Origin of the sequence: Streptomyces sp. NPDC048269 (assembly GCF_040652395.1) — a bacterium.
Lineage (GTDB): Bacteria > Actinomycetota > Actinomycetes > Streptomycetales > Streptomycetaceae > Streptomyces.
In genome coordinates, this window is sequence record NZ_JBEZLW010000002.1 from 1 (window position 1) to 19,683 (window position 19,683).

The following is a 19,683-nucleotide window of genomic DNA, read 5'->3' on the forward strand; positions in this document are numbered from 1 at the left end:
CCATGAATGTTTACCCGTAATCGGGTGCACACATCACTTAGAGCGGGCACGTCATGTCGGAATAAGACCGACGCGCCACAACGTCCTCGCTGTGTAATTGCCTGCAAGTGCTCCACGAGGAAGCCTCACAGGTCTTTTTCAAAGGAACCTCATCCACCGAAGTGGACGGGGTATCAACTTCTGGCGTTGATTTTTGGCACGCTGTTGAGTTCTCAAGGAACGGACGCTTCCTTTGTACTCACCCTCTCGGGCTTTCCTCCGGGCTTTCGTTCTGTGTTCTTGCGTTTCCGACTCTACCAGATCATTTCCGCGCCGTTTACCGGACTTGGATTTGAATTCAGTGACCGTTGGGGGTCTTTGCCTTTCGGCGCTCCACCACATTAGCGCTTATCCCTTGCGGCTCATAATCGAGCCACTGGCCAGGAATTCGGACATGCCGAATGGAACCCCGCCAGGGGTAAGTCGTAGTGAGTTGGGGTTGGCCGCTCCGGGGGGCTGCTGATGGCAGTGCCCCGTTCAAGCGGCTCGGGCTACGTTAGGCGTCCGCCAGGGGCGAGTCAAGTTGAGCGGCGGCGTGGCGCGTGGGCGCGGTACGGGCTCACCGTCGGGTCGTGGGTGATCCAGAAGCGGAACGGGTGGGTGGCGCCGGCGCCGCCCACTCCCGTGCGCGGGCCGCTGCTGACCTGGTCGGGCGAGGTGGGGGTGCCCGTGAGGAGGGAGAGTGGGGAATCGGGGCCCCCGCAGAGGTCGGTGCCGTCTAGGGAGCGGTCCACGTCCAGGGCGGTGGCCAGACGGGCCGGGCCCTTGGCCAGTTCTCTCGGATATCTGGCGGAAAGTCGCCGTTTGGCAGCCAGGTCGGCGCCCACCGTGATCTCGCCGGCGCGCACCAGGACCCCGCTCGCGTGGTCGGGCGGGCCGCACACCAGGTTGAGGCTGAACCACATGCCGTAGATGAAGTAGACGTACGCGTGTCCGGGCGGACCGAACATCGACGCGTTGCGTGCCGTGCGGCCGCGGTAGGCGTGGGAGCCCGGGTCGGACTCCCCTTCGTACGCCTCCACCTCCGTGATGCGCAGTTCGATGGGGCCGTCCGGCGTACGGCGCACCAGGGTGCGGCCCAGGAGGTCCGGGGCCACGGCAAGGACCGGGCGGTCGAAGAAGCTCCGGGGCAGGGGCGTACGGTCGGGGCGCGCGCTCATCCGGTCGAGCGTAGTGGAACGCGCGCACCTGCAACCGGGGCCTAAGGTTCCGCGTATGTAAGGGGTAGTCGCGGCGTAGTCGCCAGATCCTTCAAGGGGAGTTTGAGCATGGGGTTCAAGAAGCTGTTCGCGAGCCTGGGTGCCGGTGGTGCTTCGGTGGACACGATCATCACAGAGCCGAACGTCGTGCCGGGCGGGATCGTCCAGGGCGAGGTCCGGATCCAGGGCGGCTCCGTGGAGCAGCAGATCGAGGGGCTGTCCATCGGGCTGCAGGCGCGTGTGGAGGTGGAAGGCGGTGACCAGGAGTACAAGCAGGACGTCGTCTTCACCAAGCAGCGCCTCGGCGGTGCGTTCCAGGTACAGGCCGGCGCGCTGCACGTGGTGCCTTTCGGGCTGGAGATCCCCTGGGAGACGCCGATCACCCACTTCGGGGGTCAGCACCTGCACGGGATGAACATCGGGGTCAGCACCGAGCTGGAGATCGCGCGCGCGGTCGACGCGGGCGACCTCGACCCGATCAACGTGCACCCGGTGCCGGCGCAGCAGGCGATCCTCGACGCGTTCCGCCAGCTGGGCTTCTCGTTCCGCAGTGCGGACATGGAGCGCGGGCACATCCGGGGGACGCGGCAGACGCTGCCCTTCTACCAGGAGATCGAGTTCCTGCCGCCCTCGCAGTACCGGGGTCTGAACCAGGTCGAGCTGACCTTCGTCTCGGACGGCCGGGAGATGGACGTCGTCCTGGAGATGGACAAGAAGCCGGGGCTGTTCAGCGAGGGCAGCGACACCTACCGCTGCTTCCAGGTGGGCCTGCAGTCGTACCAGGGCACCGACTGGGCGGCGTACCTGAACCAGTGGATCGCGTCCGTCGGTTCCCAGCGCAACTGGTTCTAGGCTCCTAGGCTCGGAGCGGTACACGTATCCGATCCGAGCAGGAGGGTCAGCAGTGACCGAGCAGAACAGGGCTCCTCTTCCGCACGACTTCCACCCCGAGGTGCACGAGTTCACCGTGACCAGCACGGATCTCGCGCCCGGCGCCGATCTGGGCGACGCCCAGGTGAAAGCGGGCGGGAACGTCTCGCCGCAGCTGCGGTGGGAGGGGTTCCCGGAGGGGACGAAGAGCTTCGCAGTGACGTGCTTCGACCCGGACGCGCCCACGGGCAGCGGGTTCTGGCACTGGGTGCTCTTCGATCTGCCGGCCTCGGTCACGGAGCTGCCGGCCGGGGCGGGCGGCGGGAAGTTCGAGGGGCTGCCCCCCGGGGCCGTGCACGTGCGGAACGACTACGGGACCAAGGACTTCGGCGGGGCGGCTCCGCCGGCCGGGGAGCGGCACCGGTACGTCTTCACCGTGTACGCGGTGGATCAGGAGAAGCTCGGCCCCGGCGAGGACGTCTCCCCCGCCGCGGTCGGGTTCAACCTGCGGTTCCACACGCTCGGACGGGCCCAGCTCATCGGTGAGTACGAGTCCCCCGCGCGCTGATCTCTTCTCCCGCTGTTTGCCCGGTCCTGGTCTAAAGAAGGCCAGGACCGGGCATTTTTATTGCGTTGTCCCGCGTGGCGCGCCCGGCCAGAGTGGTCGCGGGCCCTGCCGCAAGGGTGGTCGCGGGCCTGCACACGGGAGGTGGGCGAGATGCGGGACACGCTGGTGCTGAATGCGAGCTTCGAGCCGCTGTCGACGGTGACGCTGAACCGGGCGGTGGTCCTGGTGCTCCAGGACAAGGCCGTGGTCGAACAGTCGCATCCCGAGTTGCGCGTGCGCGCGGCCACCATGGAGCTTCCGATGCCGCGGGTGATCAGGCTCTGCAGGTACGTCCGGGTGCCCTTCCGAAGACATGCTCCCTGGTCGCGGAGGGGGGTGTTGGTCCGGGACCAACACCGGTGCGCGTACTGCGGGAAGCGCGCGACGACCGTGGACCACGTGCTGCCGAGGGCCCAGGGGGGTGGGGACACCTGGCTGAACACGGTGGCCTCCTGCGCCGAGGACAACCACCGCAAGGCGGCCCGGACTCCGGAGGAGGCGGGGATGCCGCTCCTCCGGAAGCCCTTCGTGCCGTCTCCGGCGGACGCCATGCTGCTCGCCCTGGGGGTGGCCGGGCGCGAGGCGCTGCCGGAGTGGCTGGAGCGCTCCGCGTAGTCGTGTGCCCGGGCTGCCCCCGGTTATCGCGTAGCCGGGGGCGCTGGGCGGCGTAACTCTGCTACGTCGCTCAGCGGACCAGCAGCTGGACGATGGCGATGACGCCGACCGTGACGATGACCGCGCGCAGGGCGGTCGGCGGGAGACGCCGGCCGACCTTGGCGCCGATCTGGCCGCCGATGGTGGAGCCGACGGCGATGAGGACGACGGCCGTCCAGTCGAATTCGGCGACGAACAGGAACAGGACGGCCGCGATGCCGTTCACCAGGGCGGCGATGACGTTCTTCACGGCGTTGATCCGCTGCAGGTCATCACGGAGCAGCAGGCCCATCAGGCCGAGGTAGAGCACGCCCTGGGCCGCCCCGAAGTAGCCTCCGTACGCGCTGGAGAGCAGCATGCCGGACAACAGCGCGGGTCCGCCGTCGGGGTGGCCGGTGTCGCCGCCCGCGGCCTCCTGGCGCCGGCGCAGGGCGGCGGCGAGGCGGGGCTGGAGGACGACGAGCACGAGGGCGAGTCCGATGAGGACGGGCACGATCGTGTCGAAGGAGTCGGACGGCAGGGTGAGGAGCAGGACGGCGCCCGCGAGCCCGCCGAGGAGCGACACCGAGCCGAGCCGGATGATGCGGGCGCGCTGGCCCTGGAGCTCCTTGCGGTAGCCGATGGCTCCGCTGATGGAACCGGGCACCAGGCCGAGGGTGTTGGACACGTTGGCGGTGACGGGCGGCAGGCCGGTGGCGAGCAGCACCGGGAAGGTGATCAGGGTGCCGGAGCCGACGATGGTGTTGATGGTGCCGGCGCCGATGCCGGCGGCGAAGACCGCGAGTGATTCCCAGATGGACATGGACTGGGCCATCCCCTTTGCATGAGTGAGTCGCCTCCCCGCCATGAAGGTCGAGGGGCCTCACTGATCATGCAGGAGGGGATGGGCCGTTCAGTCGATGGGGGGCTGTTCGCGGCGGCCCGCGCCGCCCTTGTCCGTCACGTTGCCGCCGTCCTTGCCGGAGTTCTGCGGGTTGAAGCCGGAACCGCCGCCCATGGGACCGAAGTTGCCCATGGCGCCGGAGAGGCCCTTGAGGGCGTCGCCGATCTCGCTCGGCACGATCCAGAGCTTGTTGGCGTCGCCTTCGGCGATCTTGGGGAGCATCTGGAGGTACTGGTAGGCGAGGAGCTTCTGGTCGGCGTCGCCGGCGTGGATGGACTCGAACACCGTACGGATGGCCTGGGCTTCACCCTCGGCGCGCAGGGCGGCGGCCTTGGCCTCGCCTTCGGCGCGGAGGATGGAGGACTGCTTCTCGCCCTCGGCGCGCAGGATCTCGGACTGGCGGACACCTTCGGCCTGGAGGATCGCGGCGCGCTTGTCGCGGTCGGCGCGCATCTGCTTCTCCATCGAGTCCTGGATGGAGGTCGGCGGCTCGATGGCCTTGAGCTCGACGCGGTTGACGCGGATGCCCCACTTGCCGGTGGCTTCGTCGAGGACCCCGCGCAGGGCGGCGTTGATCTCCTCGCGGGACGTGAGGGTCCGCTCCAGGTCCATGCCGCCGATGATGTTGCGCAGCGTGGTGACGGTGAGCTGCTCGATGGCCTGGATGTAGCTGGCCACTTCGTACGTCGCGGCGCGGGCGTCGGTCACCTGGTAGTAGATGACGGTGTCGATGTTGACGACCAGGTTGTCCTGGGTGATGACCGGCTGCGGCGGGAAGGGGACGACCTGCTCGCGGAGGTCGATCCGGTTGCGGATCGAGTCGATGAACGGGACGACGATGTTGAGGCCCGCGTTGAGGGTGCGGGTGTAGCGGCCGAACCGCTCGACGATGGCGGCGCTGGCCTGCGGGATCACCTGGATCGTCTTGACCAGTGCGATGAAGACCAGAACCACCAGAATGATCAGGACGATGATGATCGGTTGCATGCGGTTCCCCGTGCCCTTCCGGCTGTCTGTGCTGCCCCGTTGAACGGAGTCTCGCAGACCCGCGGGCTGCGAGCAGGCTGCTTGTCACATGACGACGGCGGTCGCCCCGTCGATCTCCACGACGTCGACGGACTGGCCGGGTTCGAAAGTGCTGTACGCGTCGAGGGTGCGCGCGGACCAGATCTCGCCGGCGAGCTTGATGCGGCCGCCACTGCTGTCGACGCGTTCGAGGACGACGGCGCTGCGGCCCTTCAACGCGTCGATTCCGCTGCGGTGTTGGGGCCGCTGGTCGCGGTGCCGGTTGGCGATCGGCCGGACGACGGCGATGAGCGCGACCGACACGATCACGAAGACCAGGACCTGGGCCACCATTCCCCCGCCGACGGCCGCGGTGACGGCCGCCGCCACCGCTCCGACGGCGAACATGCCGAACTCGGGCATCGCCGTCAGGACGAGGGGGATGCCCAGTCCGACCGCTCCGACGAGCCACCACACCCATGCGTCGATGTCGTCCACATGGTCATGGTAGGTCCGGTGGGCGCGGTCGGGACAGGGTGCGGGGGGCTCGCACTAGCCGAGGGGAAGGCCCTGGGCGGTCCAGCGGTCGTTGTCGTTGCGCTCGACGACCAGCGGGAGGCCGAAGCAGAGCGACAGGTTACGGGAGGTCAGTTCGAGGTCGATCGGGCCCGCGGTGACGACCTTGCCCTGGCGGATCATCAGGACGTGGGTGAATCCGGGGGCGATCTCCTCGACGTGGTGCGTGACCATGGCCATGGAGGGCGCGAGCGGGTCGCGGGCGAGGCGGCCGAGGCGGCGTACGAGGTCCTCGCGGCCACCGAGGTCCAGGCCGGCGGCGGGCTCGTCGAGGAGCAGCAGCTCGGGGTCGGTCATCAGGGCGCGGGCGATCAGCGTGCGCTTGCGCTCGCCCTCGGAGAGGGTGCCGAACTTCCGGTCGAGGTAGTCCGTCATGCCGAGGCGGTCGAGGAAGGCGCGGGCGCGCTGCTCGTCGACGTCCTCGTACTCCTCCTGCCAGGTCGCCGTCATGCCGTATGCGGCGGTGAGGACGGTCTGCAGGACGGTCTGCCGCTTGGGCAGCTTGTCGGCCATCGCGATACCGGCGATGCCGATGCGGGGGCGCAGCTCGAAGACGTCCACCTTGCCGAGGGTGCTGCCGAGGATGGTGGCGGCGCCCTTGGTCGGGAAGAGGTAGCTGGAGGCGAGGTTCAGCAGCGTGGTCTTGCCGGCGCCGTTGGGGCCGAGGATCACCCAGCGCTCCCCCTCCTTCACCGACCAGGAGACCTGGTCCACCAGAGCCCGGCCCTCGCGGACCACGGATACGTCCACCAGCTCCAGAACATCGCTCATGAGCGTGTTGTCACCCCTTGCAGTCACGGTTCTCTGTGCGCCGGCAGGCGCAGCCCCAGGGGAAAACCTACGCCACTCGCGGAGGGGTCCGGGGCCGGGGCCGGGCCAGAGGGCGGGTCCGTAGAGTTGGGGGATGCTTTTCGAACCACGTTCAGGGCGGCTGGCCGCCTGGGGGAACGCGCTGCTGGCCGGTCTGGTCTCGCCCGACGAGGCCGTGTTGTCGATCGTGGGCGAGGACGCCGTGCACCGGGTGGCCGGGCTGCCCGGGGAATCGGGTCCGGTGGGTCTCACGCTGGCGCTGGGGCGGATGCGGGCGCTGGGGGTGTCGGGGCTGCGGGTGGCGCTGCCGGCTCCGGGGCATCCGCTGGGGCTGAGCGGGCCGCCGGAGTTCAACGCGCGGGCGCTGGACGCGGAGGAGGCGGTCGTCGCGGTGGGTGCGGCGCTGGGTCTGGTGCCGGAGGTGTACGAGGCCGGGCCGGCCGGGGACGTGCACGTGTCGGTGACCTGGCACTGCCTGCCGGTACGGGAGGCCCCGCCGGCGGACGTGCCGTCGCTGGGCGAGGCGGAGCGGGAGCTGGCGGAGGCGCTGCGCGAGGCGACCGTGGTGCTGACGCGGCTGGACGTGGCGGGGTCGGGCCCGGCGGCGGAGGCAGCCCTGTCGGCGTACCGGGCGCGGGCGGAGGCGGGGCGGGAGGTGCTGGCTCCGGGCTATCCGGCGCGGGCGGTACGGGTGCTGGCGCTGGCGCAGCGGGTGGACCTGATGGTGTCGCTGGCGTACGAGAACGGGCACGGGGGTGCGGTGGCCGCCTCGGAGATGGCGGCGCGGGCCGAGGCCTTGCGGCCGGTGGAGCGGGTGGCCCGGCGGGCCCTTGTCGCGGCGTACAACTCTGCCGTCGAGGAGCGCGAGCGGGGGCGCTAGCGGGGGCGCTAGCGGGGCTCCTGTGCCGGGGCTCCTGGGGCTCCGCCCGGGACCCCGCGCCTCGATCGCCGGCGAGGCGATGTGGCCGGGCGGCGCCGGAATGCCGGACCGCGGCTGCGCCCGGCAGCTGGGGGCTCCGCCCCTGACCCCCGCGCCTCACTCCCCCAGCTTCCGCTGGGAGGTGCCCCCACGGGGGCTGAACGTGCGCCCGGCGCAGGAACGGCGGCGGCCCCGCTTCCCGGGGAGAGGGGGGAAGCGGGGCCGCGGTGTCGGGCCGGGGTCAGGCGTTCACGCCGGTGTTGCCGAAGGCCGGGTTGAGCAGGCCGATCACGGTGACCGAGTTGCCGACCACGTTCACGGGGACGTGGACGGGGACCTGGAGCAGGTTCCCGGAGGCCACGCCGGGCGAGTTCAGGGCCTCGCCCTCCGCCGACGCACCGCCGTGCGCCGAGGAGACACCGGCGCCGGCGGCCACGAGGCTGCCCGCGATCATGGTGACGGCTGCGGCCTTCTTGAAGTTCTTCACGTTCTCGTCCTCCAGTACGTCTGCCACGACCAGCCGTCGCGGCACGCCATGGAGAACGGTCACCCGGCGATCGGGATACGCCATGTGGGCTACATACACCCGACCGTATGAATCTCAGACCGGAACGAGCTGGTCCGATTCTTGCGCCGCTCGGCGATTCCGTGCCTGACCGCCCACAACGCCGCCTGCGTCCGGTCGGACAGGTCCAGCTTCATCAGGATGTTCGAGACGTGGGTCTTGACCGTCTTCTCGGAGAGGACCAGGGCGCGGGCGATCTCCCGGTTCGACCGGCCGTCGGCGATGAGGCCCAGGACCTCGCGCTCGCGGTCGGTCAGTGAGCCCGGCCGGCCGGCGGAGGGGGTCTGGTCCTCCTGGGAGAGCAGGGTCACCGCCACCTCCGGCTGGAGGAGGACGTGGCCGGCGTGGACGGAGCGGATGGCTCCGGCGAGGGCGTCGGGGTCGATGTCCTTGTAGACGTACCCCGCCGCGCCGGCCCGCAGGGCGGGGACCACGGTCCGCTGCTCCGTGAAGCTGGTGACGACCAGCACCCGCGCGGGGTTCGTGAGCTCGCGCAGCCGGCGCAACGCCTCGATGCCGTCGGTGCCCGGCATCTTGACGTCCATGAGGATCACGTCGGGCCGCAGCTCCTCGGCGCGGGCGATGCCCTCCTCGCCGTCGGAGGCCTCTCCGACCACCTCGATGTCGTCCTGGACCTCCAGGAACGTGCGCAGGCCCCGGCGGACCACCTGGTGGTCGTCGACCAGCAGTACGCGGATCCGGCCGGGGGTATCAGCCACCGGGGACCTCCATCTCGATCGTGGTGCCCTTGCCGGGCTCCGAGTGCACGGTGAGCCGGCCCCCGACGCCGCCGGCGCGGTCCCGCATGGAGACCAGGCCCAGGTGGCGGCCGGCGCTGCGGACGGCCCGGGGGTCGAAGCCCTTGCCCGAGTCGACGACCGTGAGGACCGCTCCCCCGGCCGGGCTCTTGGCCAGGGTGACCTCGACCCGGTCCGCCCCCGAGTGGCGCAGGGCGTTGTGGAGGGCCTCCTGGGCGACGCGCAGGAGGGCTTCCTCCTGGGTCGAGGGGAGGGCCCGTACGCCGTCACAGGTGAAGGTGACGTGGGCGGTGTGCGCGCGGTCCAGTACGTGGACGTGGGTCCTGAGGGTGGCGACCAGGCCGTCCTCGTCCAGCGCGGCCGGGCGGAGCTCGGTCACGGCGGCGCGCAGCTCGTCGGCGGCCTCCGCCGCCAGTACGGCGACCTGCTGGAGCTCGTCCTTGGCGCGGGCCGGGTCGCGGTCCACGAGGGCGGCGGCGGCCTGGGCGGTGAGGCGCAGTGAGAAGAGCTTCTGGCTGACGGCGTCGTGCAGCTCATGGGCGAGGCGGGAGCGTTCCTCGGCGATGGTGAGCTCGCGGCTGCGCTCGTAGAGCCGGGCGTTGGTGAGGGCTATCGCGGCGTGCTGGGCGAGGAGGGAGAGGAGTTCCTCGTCCTCGTCGGTGAAGCCGCGCGAGCCCTTCTTGTTGGCGAGGAAGAGGGCGCCGAGGGTCTCCTCGCCGTCCCGGACGGGCAGGCCGAGGAAGTCGGACATCTCGGGGTGGGCGGCGGGCCAGCCCTCGAAGCGCGGGTCCTGGCGTACGTCGGCCAGCCGCTCGGGGCCGTCCTGGTGGAGCATCGCGGCGAGGATGCCGTGCTGGCGGGGCAGTGGGCCGATGCGGCGCCACTGCTCGGCGCTGATGCCGTCCACGACGAACTGGGCGAAACCGCCGTGGTCGTCCGGGACGCCCAGGGCCGCGTACTCGGCGTCCAGGAGCTCTCGGGCCGAGACGACGATCGTGCGCAGGACGTCGCGGGCCTCCAGGCGGCGGCTCATGGCGAGCAGCGCGGTGCTCACGGCGGCCAGGCCGCTGCGGGGTCCGCCGTACATGGGACTACCGGTCATGGCCTCACCGTACCGGCGGCCGTGACCTGCGGGATCGGGCGATGGGCGGAGCGGTGGACGTAGGTCCAACGGACCGGTACGGGTGGGCCGCGCGACCGACGCGGCGGCGGGTGCGGACTTCCTAGGTTGGGGGCATCTGCTGATCGGTACGGAAGGCGAGGGTGCGGTCATGTCGGTGGCGGTGGTGACGGGGGCGTCGAGGGGGCTGGGCCGGGCACTGGCCGGGGAGCTGGCGGAGCGCGGCTGGGACCTGGTGCTGAGCGCGAGGGGCGCGGCGGCGCTGAAGGAGGCTGCGGCCGGGCTGGAGCGGACGGCCGGGGTGCGGGTTGTGGCGGTGGCGGGGGACGTGTCCTCGGGGGAGCACCGGGCGGCGCTGCTGGCGGCGGCGCGGGAGCTGGGCGGGCTGGACCTGCTGGTGAACAACGCGGGGGTGCTGGGGGCGGAGCCGCTGGTGCCGCTGGCGGTCCATCCGCTGGAGGGGCTGCGGGAGGCCTTCGAGGTCAATGTGGTCGGGCCGCTGGGCCTGGTCCAGGAGGGGCTGCCGCTGCTGCGCGCCTCGGCGGCCGGGGCGGTGCTGAACATCAGCTCGGACGCCGCGGTGGTCCCGTACGCCACGTGGGGTGCGTACGGGGCCACCAAGGCGGCCGGGGATCTGCTGTCGGCGGTACTGGCGGTCGAGGAGCCGGGGCTGCGGGTGTGGTGGGCGGATCCGGGCTCGATGCGGACGCGGATGATGGCGGCGGCCGAGCCCGGGGAGGACCTGGCGGGGCTGCCGGCGCCGGAGGAGGTGGCTCCGATGCTGCTGCGGCTGGTGGCGGACGGGCTGCCGAGCGGGCGGTACACGGCCGAGGGGCTGGCGGCGGGGGCCGGCGCGGGAGCGGGAGCGGGGCGGTGAGCGGGGCCGTGAGCGGAGCCGTGAGCGGAGCCGTGAGCGGAGCCGTGAGCGGAGCCGTGAGCGGGCGTCCGGCACTACGGCAGAAGAGTCCCTATATAAGGGACATTCCGCCCGACCTGCTGGCCCGCGTACCGGCCGAGCAACGCGGGCCCGGGCTGGGCCGGGACGCGGTGCGGCTGCTGGCCTCACGGGGCAGTAGCGAGGTGTCGCTGCACGCCTTCCGGGAGCTGCCGGAGCTGCTGCGGGCCGGGGACGTGCTGGTGGTCAACACCTCGGCCACGCTGGCGGCCGCCGTGGACGCCCGGCTGGGCGGCGCGGCGGCAAGGGCGGCGAGGCACTGGTGGTGCACTTCTCGACCCGGGGCGCCGGGGGCCGGTGGTCGGTGGAGCTGCGGACCCCGGCCGGGCGGGGCACGACCGGGCCGCGTGCCGGGGGGCCGGCCGGTGCGGTGGTGGAGCTGCCGGGCGGACATCACCTCGTACTGGAGGAGCCCCTCGCGGCGGGCGCGGACCGGCTGTGGTGGGCGCGGCCCTCGACGGATGACGTGCCCGGCCTGCTGCGGGCGTACGGGCGGCCGATCCGGTACGCGTACACGGAGCGGGACCAGCCGCTGTCGGCGTATCAGACGGTGTTCGCGGTGCCGAGGACCGACGGGGCGGGATCGGCGGAGATGCCGAGCGCCGGGCGGCCCTTCACCGCCGAGCTGGTGGCGCGGCTGGTGAGCCGGGGGGTGCAGTTCGCCCCGCTGACCCTGCACGCGGGCGTGGCCTCGCAGGAGGCGCACGAGCCGCCGTACCCGGAGCGGTACGAAGTGCCGGCGAGCACGGCGCGGCTGGTGAACGCCGCGCGGGCGGCGGGCGGGAGGGTGATCGCGGTGGGGACGACGGCGGTACGGGCCCTGGAGTCGGCCGCGGACGCGCGGGGCGTGGTGCGCCGGGCCGTCGGCTGGACGGACCTGGTGGTGACGCCGGAGCGCGGGGTGCGGGTCGTGGACGGGCTGCTGACCGGGCTGCACGAGCCGGAGGCGTCCCATCTGCTGATGCTGGAAGCGGTCGCGGGGCGTGCCGCCGTACAGCTCGGGTATGCGGAGGCGGTGGCCCGTCGCTGCCTCTGGCACGAGTTCGGGGACGTGCACCTGCTACTCAAGGAGGAGGCCGATCACTGAGTGCGTTGCTTCAGCAACGGATGGTGAGACTGTTACGTGCTCGATGTGAGCCCGCACATAGGACCCACATCACTTACGAAGCTCCCTAGTGGAGGGGTAAAGGTCCTGTCAGCACGGGCGCACGTAGCGCCGAGGCCGGAAATCGGGCCTCGGCGCCCGCCCGTGATCCACTAAGCGGGATCGTACGTCACACCTTTGCCACAGGATTTTGCCGCCGCTAAGAATTGCTCTCGCCGCACAGCGCCGCGGATCCCCGGATCCCAGCGGCGCTTTCCTGCGGCTCCCGCGATTCGAAGAGGTTGCCCCGCCATGTCTGCTTCCAGCACTTCCGGTCACAGTCGTCTGACGAAGGCACACAAGCTGTCCATTGCCGGCGTCGCCACGTTCAGTGCCGCCGCTCTCGCCTTCTCCCTCGTCCCGGCCGACACCGCCGAGGCCGAGACGGTCGCCGTCGCCCCCGTCGCCTGGTCCCAGGTCGTCGCCGGCGCGCAGACGAAGGCAGTACAGCAGCACCTCTCCGTGCAGCAGGTCGTCGCCGACAAGGCGGCGAAGGAGGCCAAGGCCAAGGCCGACGCCGCCGCCAAGGCCAAGGCCGCCGCGAAGAAGGACCGCGAGCAGAAGGCGGCCGCGAGCCGCTCCGCCGCCCGCACCCCCGTCTTCGCGAACAACCTGGACGGCTGGATCAAGGAAGCCCTCTTCATCATGAAGAAGGAAGGCATTCCGGGCACCTACGCCGGTATCCACCGCAACATCATGCGTGAGTCCAGCGGCAACCCGATGGCGATCAACAACTGGGACATCAACGCCCAGAACGGCATCCCCAGCAAGGGTCTGCTCCAGGTCATCTACCCGACCTTCAAGACGTACCACGTCAAGGGCACCAAGTTCGACCAGTACGACCCGGTCGCCAACATCGTCGCCGCCTGCAACTACGCGGCCGACCGCTACGGCTCGATGGACAACGTCAACAGCGCCTACTAGGACGCCGACGGCATCAAGACCCCCCATGCGCCTCAGGGCGGCCCCCGGAGTACCGGGTGCCGCCCTGAGGCGTTCGTGCGTACGGCCGGCGCCAGGGCCGGACCACTACGGCAGGACTACTTGCCGGCCCGCATGACCTCGGGCTCGTGGCGGCGCAGCAGGCGCTGTACCGCGAAGCCGCAGGCGATGCCGAGGAGCAGCAGGATGGTGATGTTCAGGCTCCACTGGCCGACCGTGGCGTCCCAGAGCGGGTCGGTGTTGGTCGGGTTGTCGGCGTCCCACGGCGGCATGAGCTTGCCGAGGTTCAGGGTGGTGCCGGCGGCGGCGATGGCCCAGCGGGACGGCATCAGCCAGGCGAACTGCTCCAGGCCCGGGGAGTCGTACACCTGGAAGAGGATGCCGGTGAAGACGACCTGGACGATCGCGAACATCACGAGCAGCGGCATGGTCTTCTCGGCGGTCTTCACCAGCGAGGAGATCACCAGGCCGAACATCATCGAGGTGAAGCCGAGCGCGATGACCGACAGGCAGATCTCGACGGCCGGCGGCATGACCAGGCCCTCGGTGGGCAGGTCGCGCGGGGTGAAGCCGATGGCGCAGATGATCACGCCCTGGACGGCCGTGATGATGCCGAGGACGATCACCTTCGACATGAGGTACGCCGACCGGGACAGGCCGGTCGCGCGCTCCCGCTCGTAGATGACCCGTTCCTTGATCAGCTCGCGGACCGAGTTGGCGGCGCCCGAGAAGCACATGCCGACCGCGAGGATCAGCATGATCGTGCCGGCGTCGCCGTTGAAGCGGGACGGCGCCACGGGGGGCGCGAGGCCGAACTTGGCGGGGATGACCGTCGAGACCACGCCCAGGACCGCCGGCAGGATCAGCATCAGGCCGATGAAGCCCTTGTCGGATCCGATCACCGAGAGGTAGCGGCGGATCAGCGTCCACAGCTGCGAGCCCCAGGCCTGCGGCTTGGGAGGCATCATCTGCTGCGCGGACGGCATCGCGACGGACTGCGGGGCGACCGCGTCGAGGTCGGCGGCGTACAGCTGGTAGTGCTGCGAGCCCTTCCAGCGGCCGGCCCAGTCGTAGTCGCGGTAGTTCTCGAACGCCGAGAAGACGTCGGCCCACGTGGTGTAGCCGAAGAAGTTCAGCGCCTCGTCCGGCGGGCCGAAGTAGGCGACCGACCCACCCGGGGCCATGACCAGCAGCTTGTCGCAGATGGCCAGCTCGGCGACCGAGTGGGTGACCACCAGGACCGTGCGGCCGTCGTCGGCGAGGCCGCGCAGCAGCTGCATGACATCGCGGTCCATGCCCGGGTCGAGGCCGGAGGTCGGCTCGTCCAGGAAGATCAGCGACGGCTTGGTGAGCAGCTCCAGGGCCACGGACACGCGCTTGCGCTGACCACCCGAGAGCGAGGTGATCTTCTTGTCCTTGTGGATGTCGAGCTTGAGCTCCCGCAGCACCTCGTTGATCCGGGCCTCGCGCTCGGACTCGGCGGTGTCACCCGGGAAGCGGAGCTTGGCCGCGTACTTCAGGGCGGTGCTGACCTTGAGTTCCTTGTGCAGGATGTCGTCCTGCGGGACCAGGCCGATGCGCTGGCGGAGCTCCGCGAACTGCTTGTACAGGTTGCGGTTGTCGTAGAGGACGTCACCCTGGTCCGCGGGCCGGTAACCGGTCAGCGCCTTGAGCAGCGTCGACTTTCCGGAGCCGGAGGGGCCGATGACGCCGATCAGCGACTTCTCCGGGACGCCGAAGGTGACGTCCTTGAGGATCTGCTTGCCGCCGTCGACCGTGACCGTGAGGTGGCGGGCCGAGAAGGAGACCTCGCCGGTGTCGACGAACTCCTCGAGGCGGTCGCCGACGATCCGGAACGTCGAGTGGCCGACGCCGACGATGTCGTTCGGGCCGAGCAGCGCGGTGCCGGACTTGGCCAGCGGCTGACCGTTGACGTAGGTGCCGTTGTGGCTGCCGAGGTCGTGGATCTCGAACCGGCCGCCGGGCATCGAGCGGAACTCGGCGTGGTGGCGCGAGACCTGGAGGTCGGAGACCACCAGCTCGTTCTCCAGCGCACGGCCGATCCGCATGACGTGACCCAGCGAGAGCTGGTGGAACGTCGTCGGGCTGCGGTCGCCTCCGTGGTGCGGGGCGGCGCCCTGCGCCGGGCGGGCCGCGGCGGGGCCGCCCTGCTGGTGCGGGAGGTGCGGCTGCTGCTGCTGCGCGTGCTGCTGCTGTTGCTGCTGTGCCCAGGCCTGCTGCTGGGACTGCTGCTGCGGGGCCTGGTACGCGGGCGCCTGCGGCTGGGCGTACGCCTGAGCCGGGGCCTGCTGGGCCTGCTGGGCCACGGCCGGCTGGGGCGCCGCGGCACCGACGGGATTCAGCCTCGGGCCGTCTGTGGCGTTGCCCAGGTGGACCGGCGTCCCGGGTACGAGTTCGGCCTGCTGCACCCGAGCCCCGTGCACGTAGGTGCCGTTGGTGCTGCCGTGGTCCTCGATGCCCCAACCACGGCCGTTCCAGCTGATGGTGGCGTGCCGCCAGGACACCCGGGCGTCATCGATCACCACATCTCCCTGGGGATCACGCCCCAGCGAGTACGACCTGGACGGATCGAGCGTCCAGGTCCTTCCATTCAATTCCAGTACGAGTTCCGGCACTCCAGCCCCACTTAAGTCCCCCGAGAATCCCCCATGACGTCAGGGAGTCTAGGGATGGCGAACATCCGGGGGAACTATTTCAGGCCCAGGGCCACATGTGGAATCCGGGCCTTGCCAGGGTGTCTACGCCTGCCCGTTGACGGGGGTGAAAGTCACCCGGAGAGTGAGATACGGGACTTCTCGCCCGGCCGTCCGCTCCGGCCGTCCCGCTCCGACCGCTCCGCTCGGCTCGCATCGGGGGACCGCTCATGCGCCGCATCCGTTGGGGAGACGTCCTGCTGTGCGGGATCGCCACCGTGGGCTGGTCGCTGGTGGTGATGGCGGGGGTCGCGGCGCTCGGGCTGCACCTGCTGGGTGCCGGCCGGACGGGAGGCCCCCGGGGGCGATGACCGCGGCGGTGGTCGTGCTGGCCGTGGGCGGCACCGTGACCCCGTCGGGCGATCTGTCGGTCTTCGGCGTGGCCGGGGCGGGCGCCGAGACCTCGCTGGACGTCGTACCGCTCGGGGTGGGACTGGCCGGGGCCCTGGTACTGGCCCGGCTGTTCCTTCGCTCGGTACGCGCCGGGGCGGCGCCCGGTGAGACGGTCGCGCGGATGGTGGTCGTCGTGGCGCTGCTCGTCGGCGCGGCGGGCGCGCCGGCGTGGGTCGGGCACGACGTGGTCACCCTTGACGGGGCCGTGCTGCCGGCGGATCCCGCGAAGGCCGGGCTCCCCGGTGTCGGGGACATCGGCGGGCTGCTCCCCGACCGCATCGGGGACCGGATCGAGACACGGGCCCGGGTGGGGTTCTCGGTGGAGCCGGGGCCGACACTGCTGGGGGCGGGGCTGTGGGCGGCGGCGGTACTGGCGCCGGCCCTGCTGGCCTCACGGCGCGGGCCCGCGTCGCTCGCGCGGCTGCGGCCGGCCGTCTCGGCGGTGGTGGCGATGCTGCTGGCCGCGGCCGCGGCCGGGCTGGCGGCGGCCGTGTGGGCGGCAGAGGGCGACGAGCACCCCGGGCGGGTGGTGGGCGCGGCGCTGCTGGGCGCACCGAACGGGGCCTGGGCGGGCGTGCTCCTCGGGCTCTTCGTCCCGCTGAGCGGCCGGGTCTCGGGTGCGCCGGCCCGGCTGCTGCCGGATCCGCTGGACGCGCTGCTGACGGGCTCGGTGACCCTCGGCACGGGGCCGCTGCGCGGGGCTCCTCCCCGCCCTGCCCTTCCACCGTTCCCCGGGGCGCCGCCCCGGACCCCCGCGCCTCAAGCGCCGGCGGGGCTGGATTGCCCGGAGGGCGATTCCAGCCCGCCCGGCGTTTGAGGGCCGGGTCCGGGCAGAGCCCGGTTTCGGGAAAGGGGCGGGGCGGGGCGGGGGAAGCCCCGCAGGACCCCGGCCCCGGCCCCGGCCACGGCGCAGGGGGGTGCCGGGCTCCGCCCCCGGATTCGACGGACGGAGTCCGGTGCAGCGGCGCGAAGGACAGGCGCGGGGCCGAGCCGTGCGAGCGGCGCGTCGAGAGGGGCCCGCCGGGCCGAGCCGTGCGAGCGGCGCGTTCACGTGGTGGGACGGGGGTCCTGTCCTGCGGGGCGGGAAGATACGGTGAGGGGACCATGAGCGCTTCGCAGACCTCCGACGTCCCCACCCTCCTCGTCAAGATCTTCGGCAAGGACCGTCCCGGGATCACCGCCGGGCTGTTCGACACCCTCGCCGCCTACTCCGTCGACGTCGTCGACATCGAGCAGGTCGTCACCCGTGGCCGCATCGTCCTGTGCGCCCTCGTCACCAAGCCCGCCGACGGAGGCGAAGGCGAGCTGCGGGCCACCGTCCACAGCTGGGCCGAGTCGCTCAAGCTGCAGGCCGAGATCCTTTCCGGTACCGGTGACAACCGTCCGCGCGGCAGCGGCCGGTCCCACGTGACCGTGCTCGGGCACCCGCTCACCGCCGAGTCCACGGCGGCCATAGCGGCCAGGATCACCGCAACCGGCGGCAACATCGACCGCATCTTCCGGCTCGCCAAGTACCCGGTGACCGCAGTGGAGTTCGCCGTCTCCGGCACCGAGACCGAGCCCCTGCGCACCGCGCTGGCCACAGCATCCGCGCAGATCGGCGTGGACGTGGCCGTGGTGTCGGCCGGGCTGCACCGCCGAGCCCAGCGCCTGGTCGTCATGGACGTGGACTCGACCCTGATCCAGGACGAGGTCATCGAGCTCTTCGCCGCGCACGCCGGGTGCGAGGCCGAGGTCGCCGAGGTCACCGAGCGCGCGATGCGCGGCGAGCTGGACTTCGAGCAGTCGCTGCACGCCCGCGTGGCGCTGCTGGCGGGGCTGGACGCCTCCGTCGTCGACAAGGTCCGCGCCGAGGTGCAGCTGACCCCGGGCGCCCGGACCCTGATCCGTACGCTCAAGCGGCTCGGCTACCAGGTGGGCGTGGTCTCCGGTGGTTTCACCCAGGTGACGGACGACCTGCGGGAGCGGCTGGGGCTGGACTTCGCCGCTGCCAACACCCTGGAGATCGTCGACGGGAAGCTGACCGGCAAGGTGACCGGCGAGATCGTGGACCGGGCGGGCAAGGCCCGGCTGCTGCGCCGCTTCGCCGCGGAGGCCGACGTACCGCTGTCCCAGACGGTGGCCATCGGCGACGGCGCCAACGACCTGGACATGCTGAACGCCGCCGGACTGGGCGTGGCCTTCAACGCCAAGCCGGTGGTCCGCGAGGCCGCGCACACCGCGGTGAACGTGCCGTTCATCGACGCGGTGCTGTACCTGCTCGGGATCACCCGTGAGGAGATCGAAGCCGCCGACCTGGCCTGACCCATAACCACGGCGCGAGAGGGCCCCGGCAGCCGCAACGGCCGCCGGGGCCCTCTTCCGGTCCGTGCTCCTCGGTCAGTGGTCCTTGGGGGTCCAGAAGTCGACCAGCGTGCCCACGCCGTGTTCCAGGGACTTCCACGAGCCGGTGAAGGAGACGACGGCGAGCGCCGCGGTGGGGAATCCGGTACGGGTCATCCGTGCCAGGGTGTCGCCCTGCGCGCGCCCGGAGAGGGCGTCGGCGAGGGCGTGCATGCCGGGGTTGTGGCCGATGACGATGAGGTCGGTGACCTCGTCGGAGGTCTCGTTCAGCAGGGCGATGAGCTCGCCCGGCGAGGCGTCGTAGAGCCTCTCCTCGTACGTGGTCTTCGGCCGGTGCGGCATCTCGTGGACGGCGAGCTTCCAGGTCTCACGGGTGCGGGCGGCGGTGGAGCAGAGGGCCAGGTCGAAGGCGATGCCGGTGTCGGCGAGCTTCAGACCCACGGCCGGTGCGTCCTTGCGGCCCCGTTCCGCCAGCGGACGGTCGTGGTCGGACACCTCAGGCCAGTCGGCCTTGGCGTGCCGGAGGAGGGCGATCCTGCGGGTTGTGTCGGCGCTCATGGCTCCCAGCTTCGCATGAAACGGGCCACGGGGCGCAGGGTGTTGAAGGCCCTCATACGGTGGTGGGGGAGCCCCGGCGGCGCACCCCGGCGTACGCGGACGTACGCGGACGTACGCGGTTCAGCCGACGACGCGCAGGAGCTGTTGGGTGACGTGGATCAGCCCGGTGGCCTCGCCGGTGGCGGCATGGGCCCCGCCGGATCCCGCCAGCAGGATCAGCAGGAGACCGAAGGCGAGGGCGGGCAGGGCCAGCGCCCACCAGTGCAGGCGGGCGTCGGCGCCGTGCCGGGCGCCGACGGCGCCCCGGGCGCCGGCTCGGGGGCCGGACGGGAACGTGCGGGTGTGCGTGGGGGCCGTCATGGCCGCCTCCGGGGTGCTGACGGGACTGGCTCGCTCCTTCGAATCTATGGATTCGAGGGGGCCGCTCCCATCCGGGGCGCACCCCAGTTCACCCTGACCCTGGCCCCCTAGGGGTTGGGGGGGATAACCCCACCCGACCTCCCCGTCAGGGGGCGGCGATCGTCGCGATGACGGAGATGATCACGGAAACGACGAGCATCGCGCCGAGCACGAGGCCGAGCTTCTTGTGGCCGTTCTGCGGGTTCGGTTCAAGTACGGGCGACATGCCG

General features: G+C 71.4%; 20 protein-coding genes and 2 pseudogenes. 10 read left to right on the forward strand and 12 right to left on the reverse strand.

All coding sequences use genetic code 11. The annotated features are described in order from the left end of the window. Window positions 1–557 precede the first annotated feature (557 nt). The gene (locus AB0D48_RS02110) at window positions 558–1,199 is read right to left on the reverse strand and encodes a DNA-3-methyladenine glycosylase (protein WP_362389801.1); all 642 of its coding nucleotides are present in this window, start codon (window positions 1,197–1,199) and stop codon (window positions 558–560) included. Between the two features lie 108 nt (window positions 1,200–1,307). Here AB0D48_RS02110 and AB0D48_RS02115 point away from each other — a divergent pair, with 108 nt between their 5' ends. From AB0D48_RS02115 to AB0D48_RS02125, 3 genes are all read left to right on the forward strand, one after another. Beyond that, window positions 1,308–2,090, forward strand: coding sequence for a sporulation protein (locus AB0D48_RS02115; protein ID WP_362389803.1), 783 nt, complete (start codon window positions 1,308–1,310; stop codon window positions 2,088–2,090). 52 nt (window positions 2,091–2,142) lie between these two features. Continuing rightward, window positions 2,143–2,676: a YbhB/YbcL family Raf kinase inhibitor-like protein gene (locus tag AB0D48_RS02120; protein ID WP_362389805.1), complete on the forward strand. Its 534-nt coding sequence runs from the start codon at window positions 2,143–2,145 to the stop codon at window positions 2,674–2,676. 150 nt (window positions 2,677–2,826) lie between these two features. Further along, window positions 2,827–3,330, forward strand: coding sequence for an HNH endonuclease (locus AB0D48_RS02125; protein ID WP_362389807.1), 504 nt, complete (start codon window positions 2,827–2,829; stop codon window positions 3,328–3,330). A gap of 70 nt (window positions 3,331–3,400) precedes the next feature. Here AB0D48_RS02125 and AB0D48_RS02130 read toward each other — a convergent pair whose 3' ends face one another. The 4 genes from AB0D48_RS02130 to AB0D48_RS02145 form a co-directional block, all read right to left on the reverse strand. Continuing rightward, window positions 3,401–4,171, reverse strand: coding sequence for a sulfite exporter TauE/SafE family protein (locus tag AB0D48_RS02130; RefSeq protein WP_362389809.1), 771 nt, complete (start codon window positions 4,169–4,171; stop codon window positions 3,401–3,403). A gap of 90 nt (window positions 4,172–4,261) precedes the next feature. Beyond that, entirely contained in the window at window positions 4,262–5,239 is a 978-nt protein-coding gene (locus tag AB0D48_RS02135) for an SPFH domain-containing protein (RefSeq protein WP_362389811.1), read from the reverse strand. A gap of 84 nt (window positions 5,240–5,323) precedes the next feature. Then, window positions 5,324–5,755 carry an NfeD family protein gene (locus AB0D48_RS02140; protein ID WP_362389813.1) on the reverse strand — a complete coding sequence of 144 codons (432 nt, stop codon included), beginning with the start codon at window positions 5,753–5,755 and terminating at the stop codon, window positions 5,324–5,326. 54 nt (window positions 5,756–5,809) lie between these two features. Beyond that, window positions 5,810–6,604 (reverse strand): ABC transporter ATP-binding protein, encoded by a 795-nt coding sequence (locus AB0D48_RS02145; protein ID WP_362389815.1) that lies wholly within the window; start codon window positions 6,602–6,604, stop codon window positions 5,810–5,812. A gap of 133 nt (window positions 6,605–6,737) precedes the next feature. Here AB0D48_RS02145 and AB0D48_RS02150 point away from each other — a divergent pair, with 133 nt between their 5' ends. Continuing rightward, window positions 6,738–7,523, forward strand: a complete 786-nt coding sequence (locus AB0D48_RS02150; RefSeq protein ID WP_362389817.1) for a hypothetical protein — start codon at window positions 6,738–6,740, stop codon at window positions 7,521–7,523. Between the two features lie 280 nt (window positions 7,524–7,803). Here AB0D48_RS02150 and AB0D48_RS02155 read toward each other — a convergent pair whose 3' ends face one another. The 3 genes and pseudogenes from AB0D48_RS02155 to AB0D48_RS02165 form a co-directional block, all read right to left on the reverse strand. Then, window positions 7,804–8,049 carry a chaplin gene (locus tag AB0D48_RS02155; protein WP_362390436.1) on the reverse strand — a complete coding sequence of 82 codons (246 nt, stop codon included), beginning with the start codon at window positions 8,047–8,049 and terminating at the stop codon, window positions 7,804–7,806. Window positions 8,050–8,201: 152 nt separating this feature from the next. After that, a pseudogene (locus AB0D48_RS02160) lies at window positions 8,202–8,846 on the reverse strand (response regulator transcription factor); the annotation flags it as partial. Beyond that, window positions 8,839–9,972: a GAF domain-containing sensor histidine kinase gene (locus tag AB0D48_RS02165; RefSeq protein ID WP_362390438.1), complete on the reverse strand. Its 1,134-nt coding sequence runs from the start codon at window positions 9,970–9,972 to the stop codon at window positions 8,839–8,841. The gene AB0D48_RS02165 and the pseudogene AB0D48_RS02160, both read right to left, overlap by 8 nt. Before the next feature lie 184 nt (window positions 9,973–10,156). On the opposite strand from AB0D48_RS02165, the gene AB0D48_RS02170 reads away from it, so the two are divergent. The 3 genes and pseudogenes from AB0D48_RS02170 to AB0D48_RS02180 all read left to right on the forward strand — a co-directional run bounded on the left by AB0D48_RS02170 (window position 10,157) and on the right by AB0D48_RS02180 (window position 13,028). Further along, entirely contained in the window at window positions 10,157–10,882 is a 726-nt protein-coding gene (locus AB0D48_RS02170; RefSeq protein ID WP_362390440.1) for an SDR family oxidoreductase, read from the forward strand. A gap of 95 nt (window positions 10,883–10,977) precedes the next feature. Next, window positions 10,978–12,047: pseudogene (locus AB0D48_RS02175) on the forward strand (S-adenosylmethionine:tRNA ribosyltransferase-isomerase). A 309-nt stretch (window positions 12,048–12,356) separates the two neighbouring features. Continuing rightward, window positions 12,357–13,028, forward strand: coding sequence for a transglycosylase SLT domain-containing protein (locus AB0D48_RS02180; RefSeq protein ID WP_362389819.1), 672 nt, complete (start codon window positions 12,357–12,359; stop codon window positions 13,026–13,028). A 116-nt stretch (window positions 13,029–13,144) separates the two neighbouring features. Here AB0D48_RS02180 and AB0D48_RS02185 read toward each other — a convergent pair whose 3' ends face one another. After that, complete coding sequence (locus AB0D48_RS02185) at window positions 13,145–15,661, reverse strand: FHA domain-containing protein (protein ID WP_362390442.1); 2,517 nt, start codon at window positions 15,659–15,661, stop codon at window positions 13,145–13,147. Between the two features lie 269 nt (window positions 15,662–15,930). Between AB0D48_RS02185 and AB0D48_RS02190 the strand changes: the two genes are divergently transcribed. The 3 genes from AB0D48_RS02190 (at window position 15,931) to serB (ending at window position 18,457) form a co-directional block, all read left to right on the forward strand. Continuing rightward, window positions 15,931–16,071 carry a hypothetical protein gene (locus tag AB0D48_RS02190; RefSeq protein WP_362389821.1) on the forward strand — a complete coding sequence of 47 codons (141 nt, stop codon included), beginning with the start codon at window positions 15,931–15,933 and terminating at the stop codon, window positions 16,069–16,071. Continuing rightward, window positions 16,068–16,970 (forward strand): streptophobe family protein, encoded by a 903-nt coding sequence (locus AB0D48_RS02195; RefSeq protein ID WP_362389823.1) that lies wholly within the window; start codon window positions 16,068–16,070, stop codon window positions 16,968–16,970. Before AB0D48_RS02190 ends, AB0D48_RS02195 begins: the two co-directional genes overlap by 4 nt. A 287-nt stretch (window positions 16,971–17,257) precedes the next feature. Then, a complete protein-coding gene (gene serB, locus AB0D48_RS02200) occupies window positions 17,258–18,457 on the forward strand; it encodes a phosphoserine phosphatase SerB (protein WP_362389825.1) in 1,200 nt (399 codons plus the stop codon). A 75-nt stretch (window positions 18,458–18,532) separates the two neighbouring features. Here the strand turns inward: serB and AB0D48_RS02205 are convergent, their stop codons facing one another. The 3 genes from AB0D48_RS02205 to AB0D48_RS02215 form a co-directional block, all read right to left on the reverse strand. Beyond that, on the reverse strand, window positions 18,533–19,054 hold the full coding sequence (locus AB0D48_RS02205) for a histidine phosphatase family protein (protein ID WP_362389828.1): 522 nt from the start codon (window positions 19,052–19,054) through the stop codon (window positions 18,533–18,535). 120 nt (window positions 19,055–19,174) lie between these two features. Beyond that, a complete protein-coding gene (locus tag AB0D48_RS02210) occupies window positions 19,175–19,414 on the reverse strand; it encodes a hypothetical protein (RefSeq protein ID WP_362389830.1) in 240 nt (79 codons plus the stop codon). A 145-nt stretch (window positions 19,415–19,559) separates the two neighbouring features. Then, window positions 19,560–19,679 carry an SGM_5486 family transporter-associated protein gene (locus AB0D48_RS02215; protein WP_362389832.1) on the reverse strand — a complete coding sequence of 40 codons (120 nt, stop codon included), beginning with the start codon at window positions 19,677–19,679 and terminating at the stop codon, window positions 19,560–19,562. Window positions 19,680–19,683: the final 4 nt, after the last annotated feature.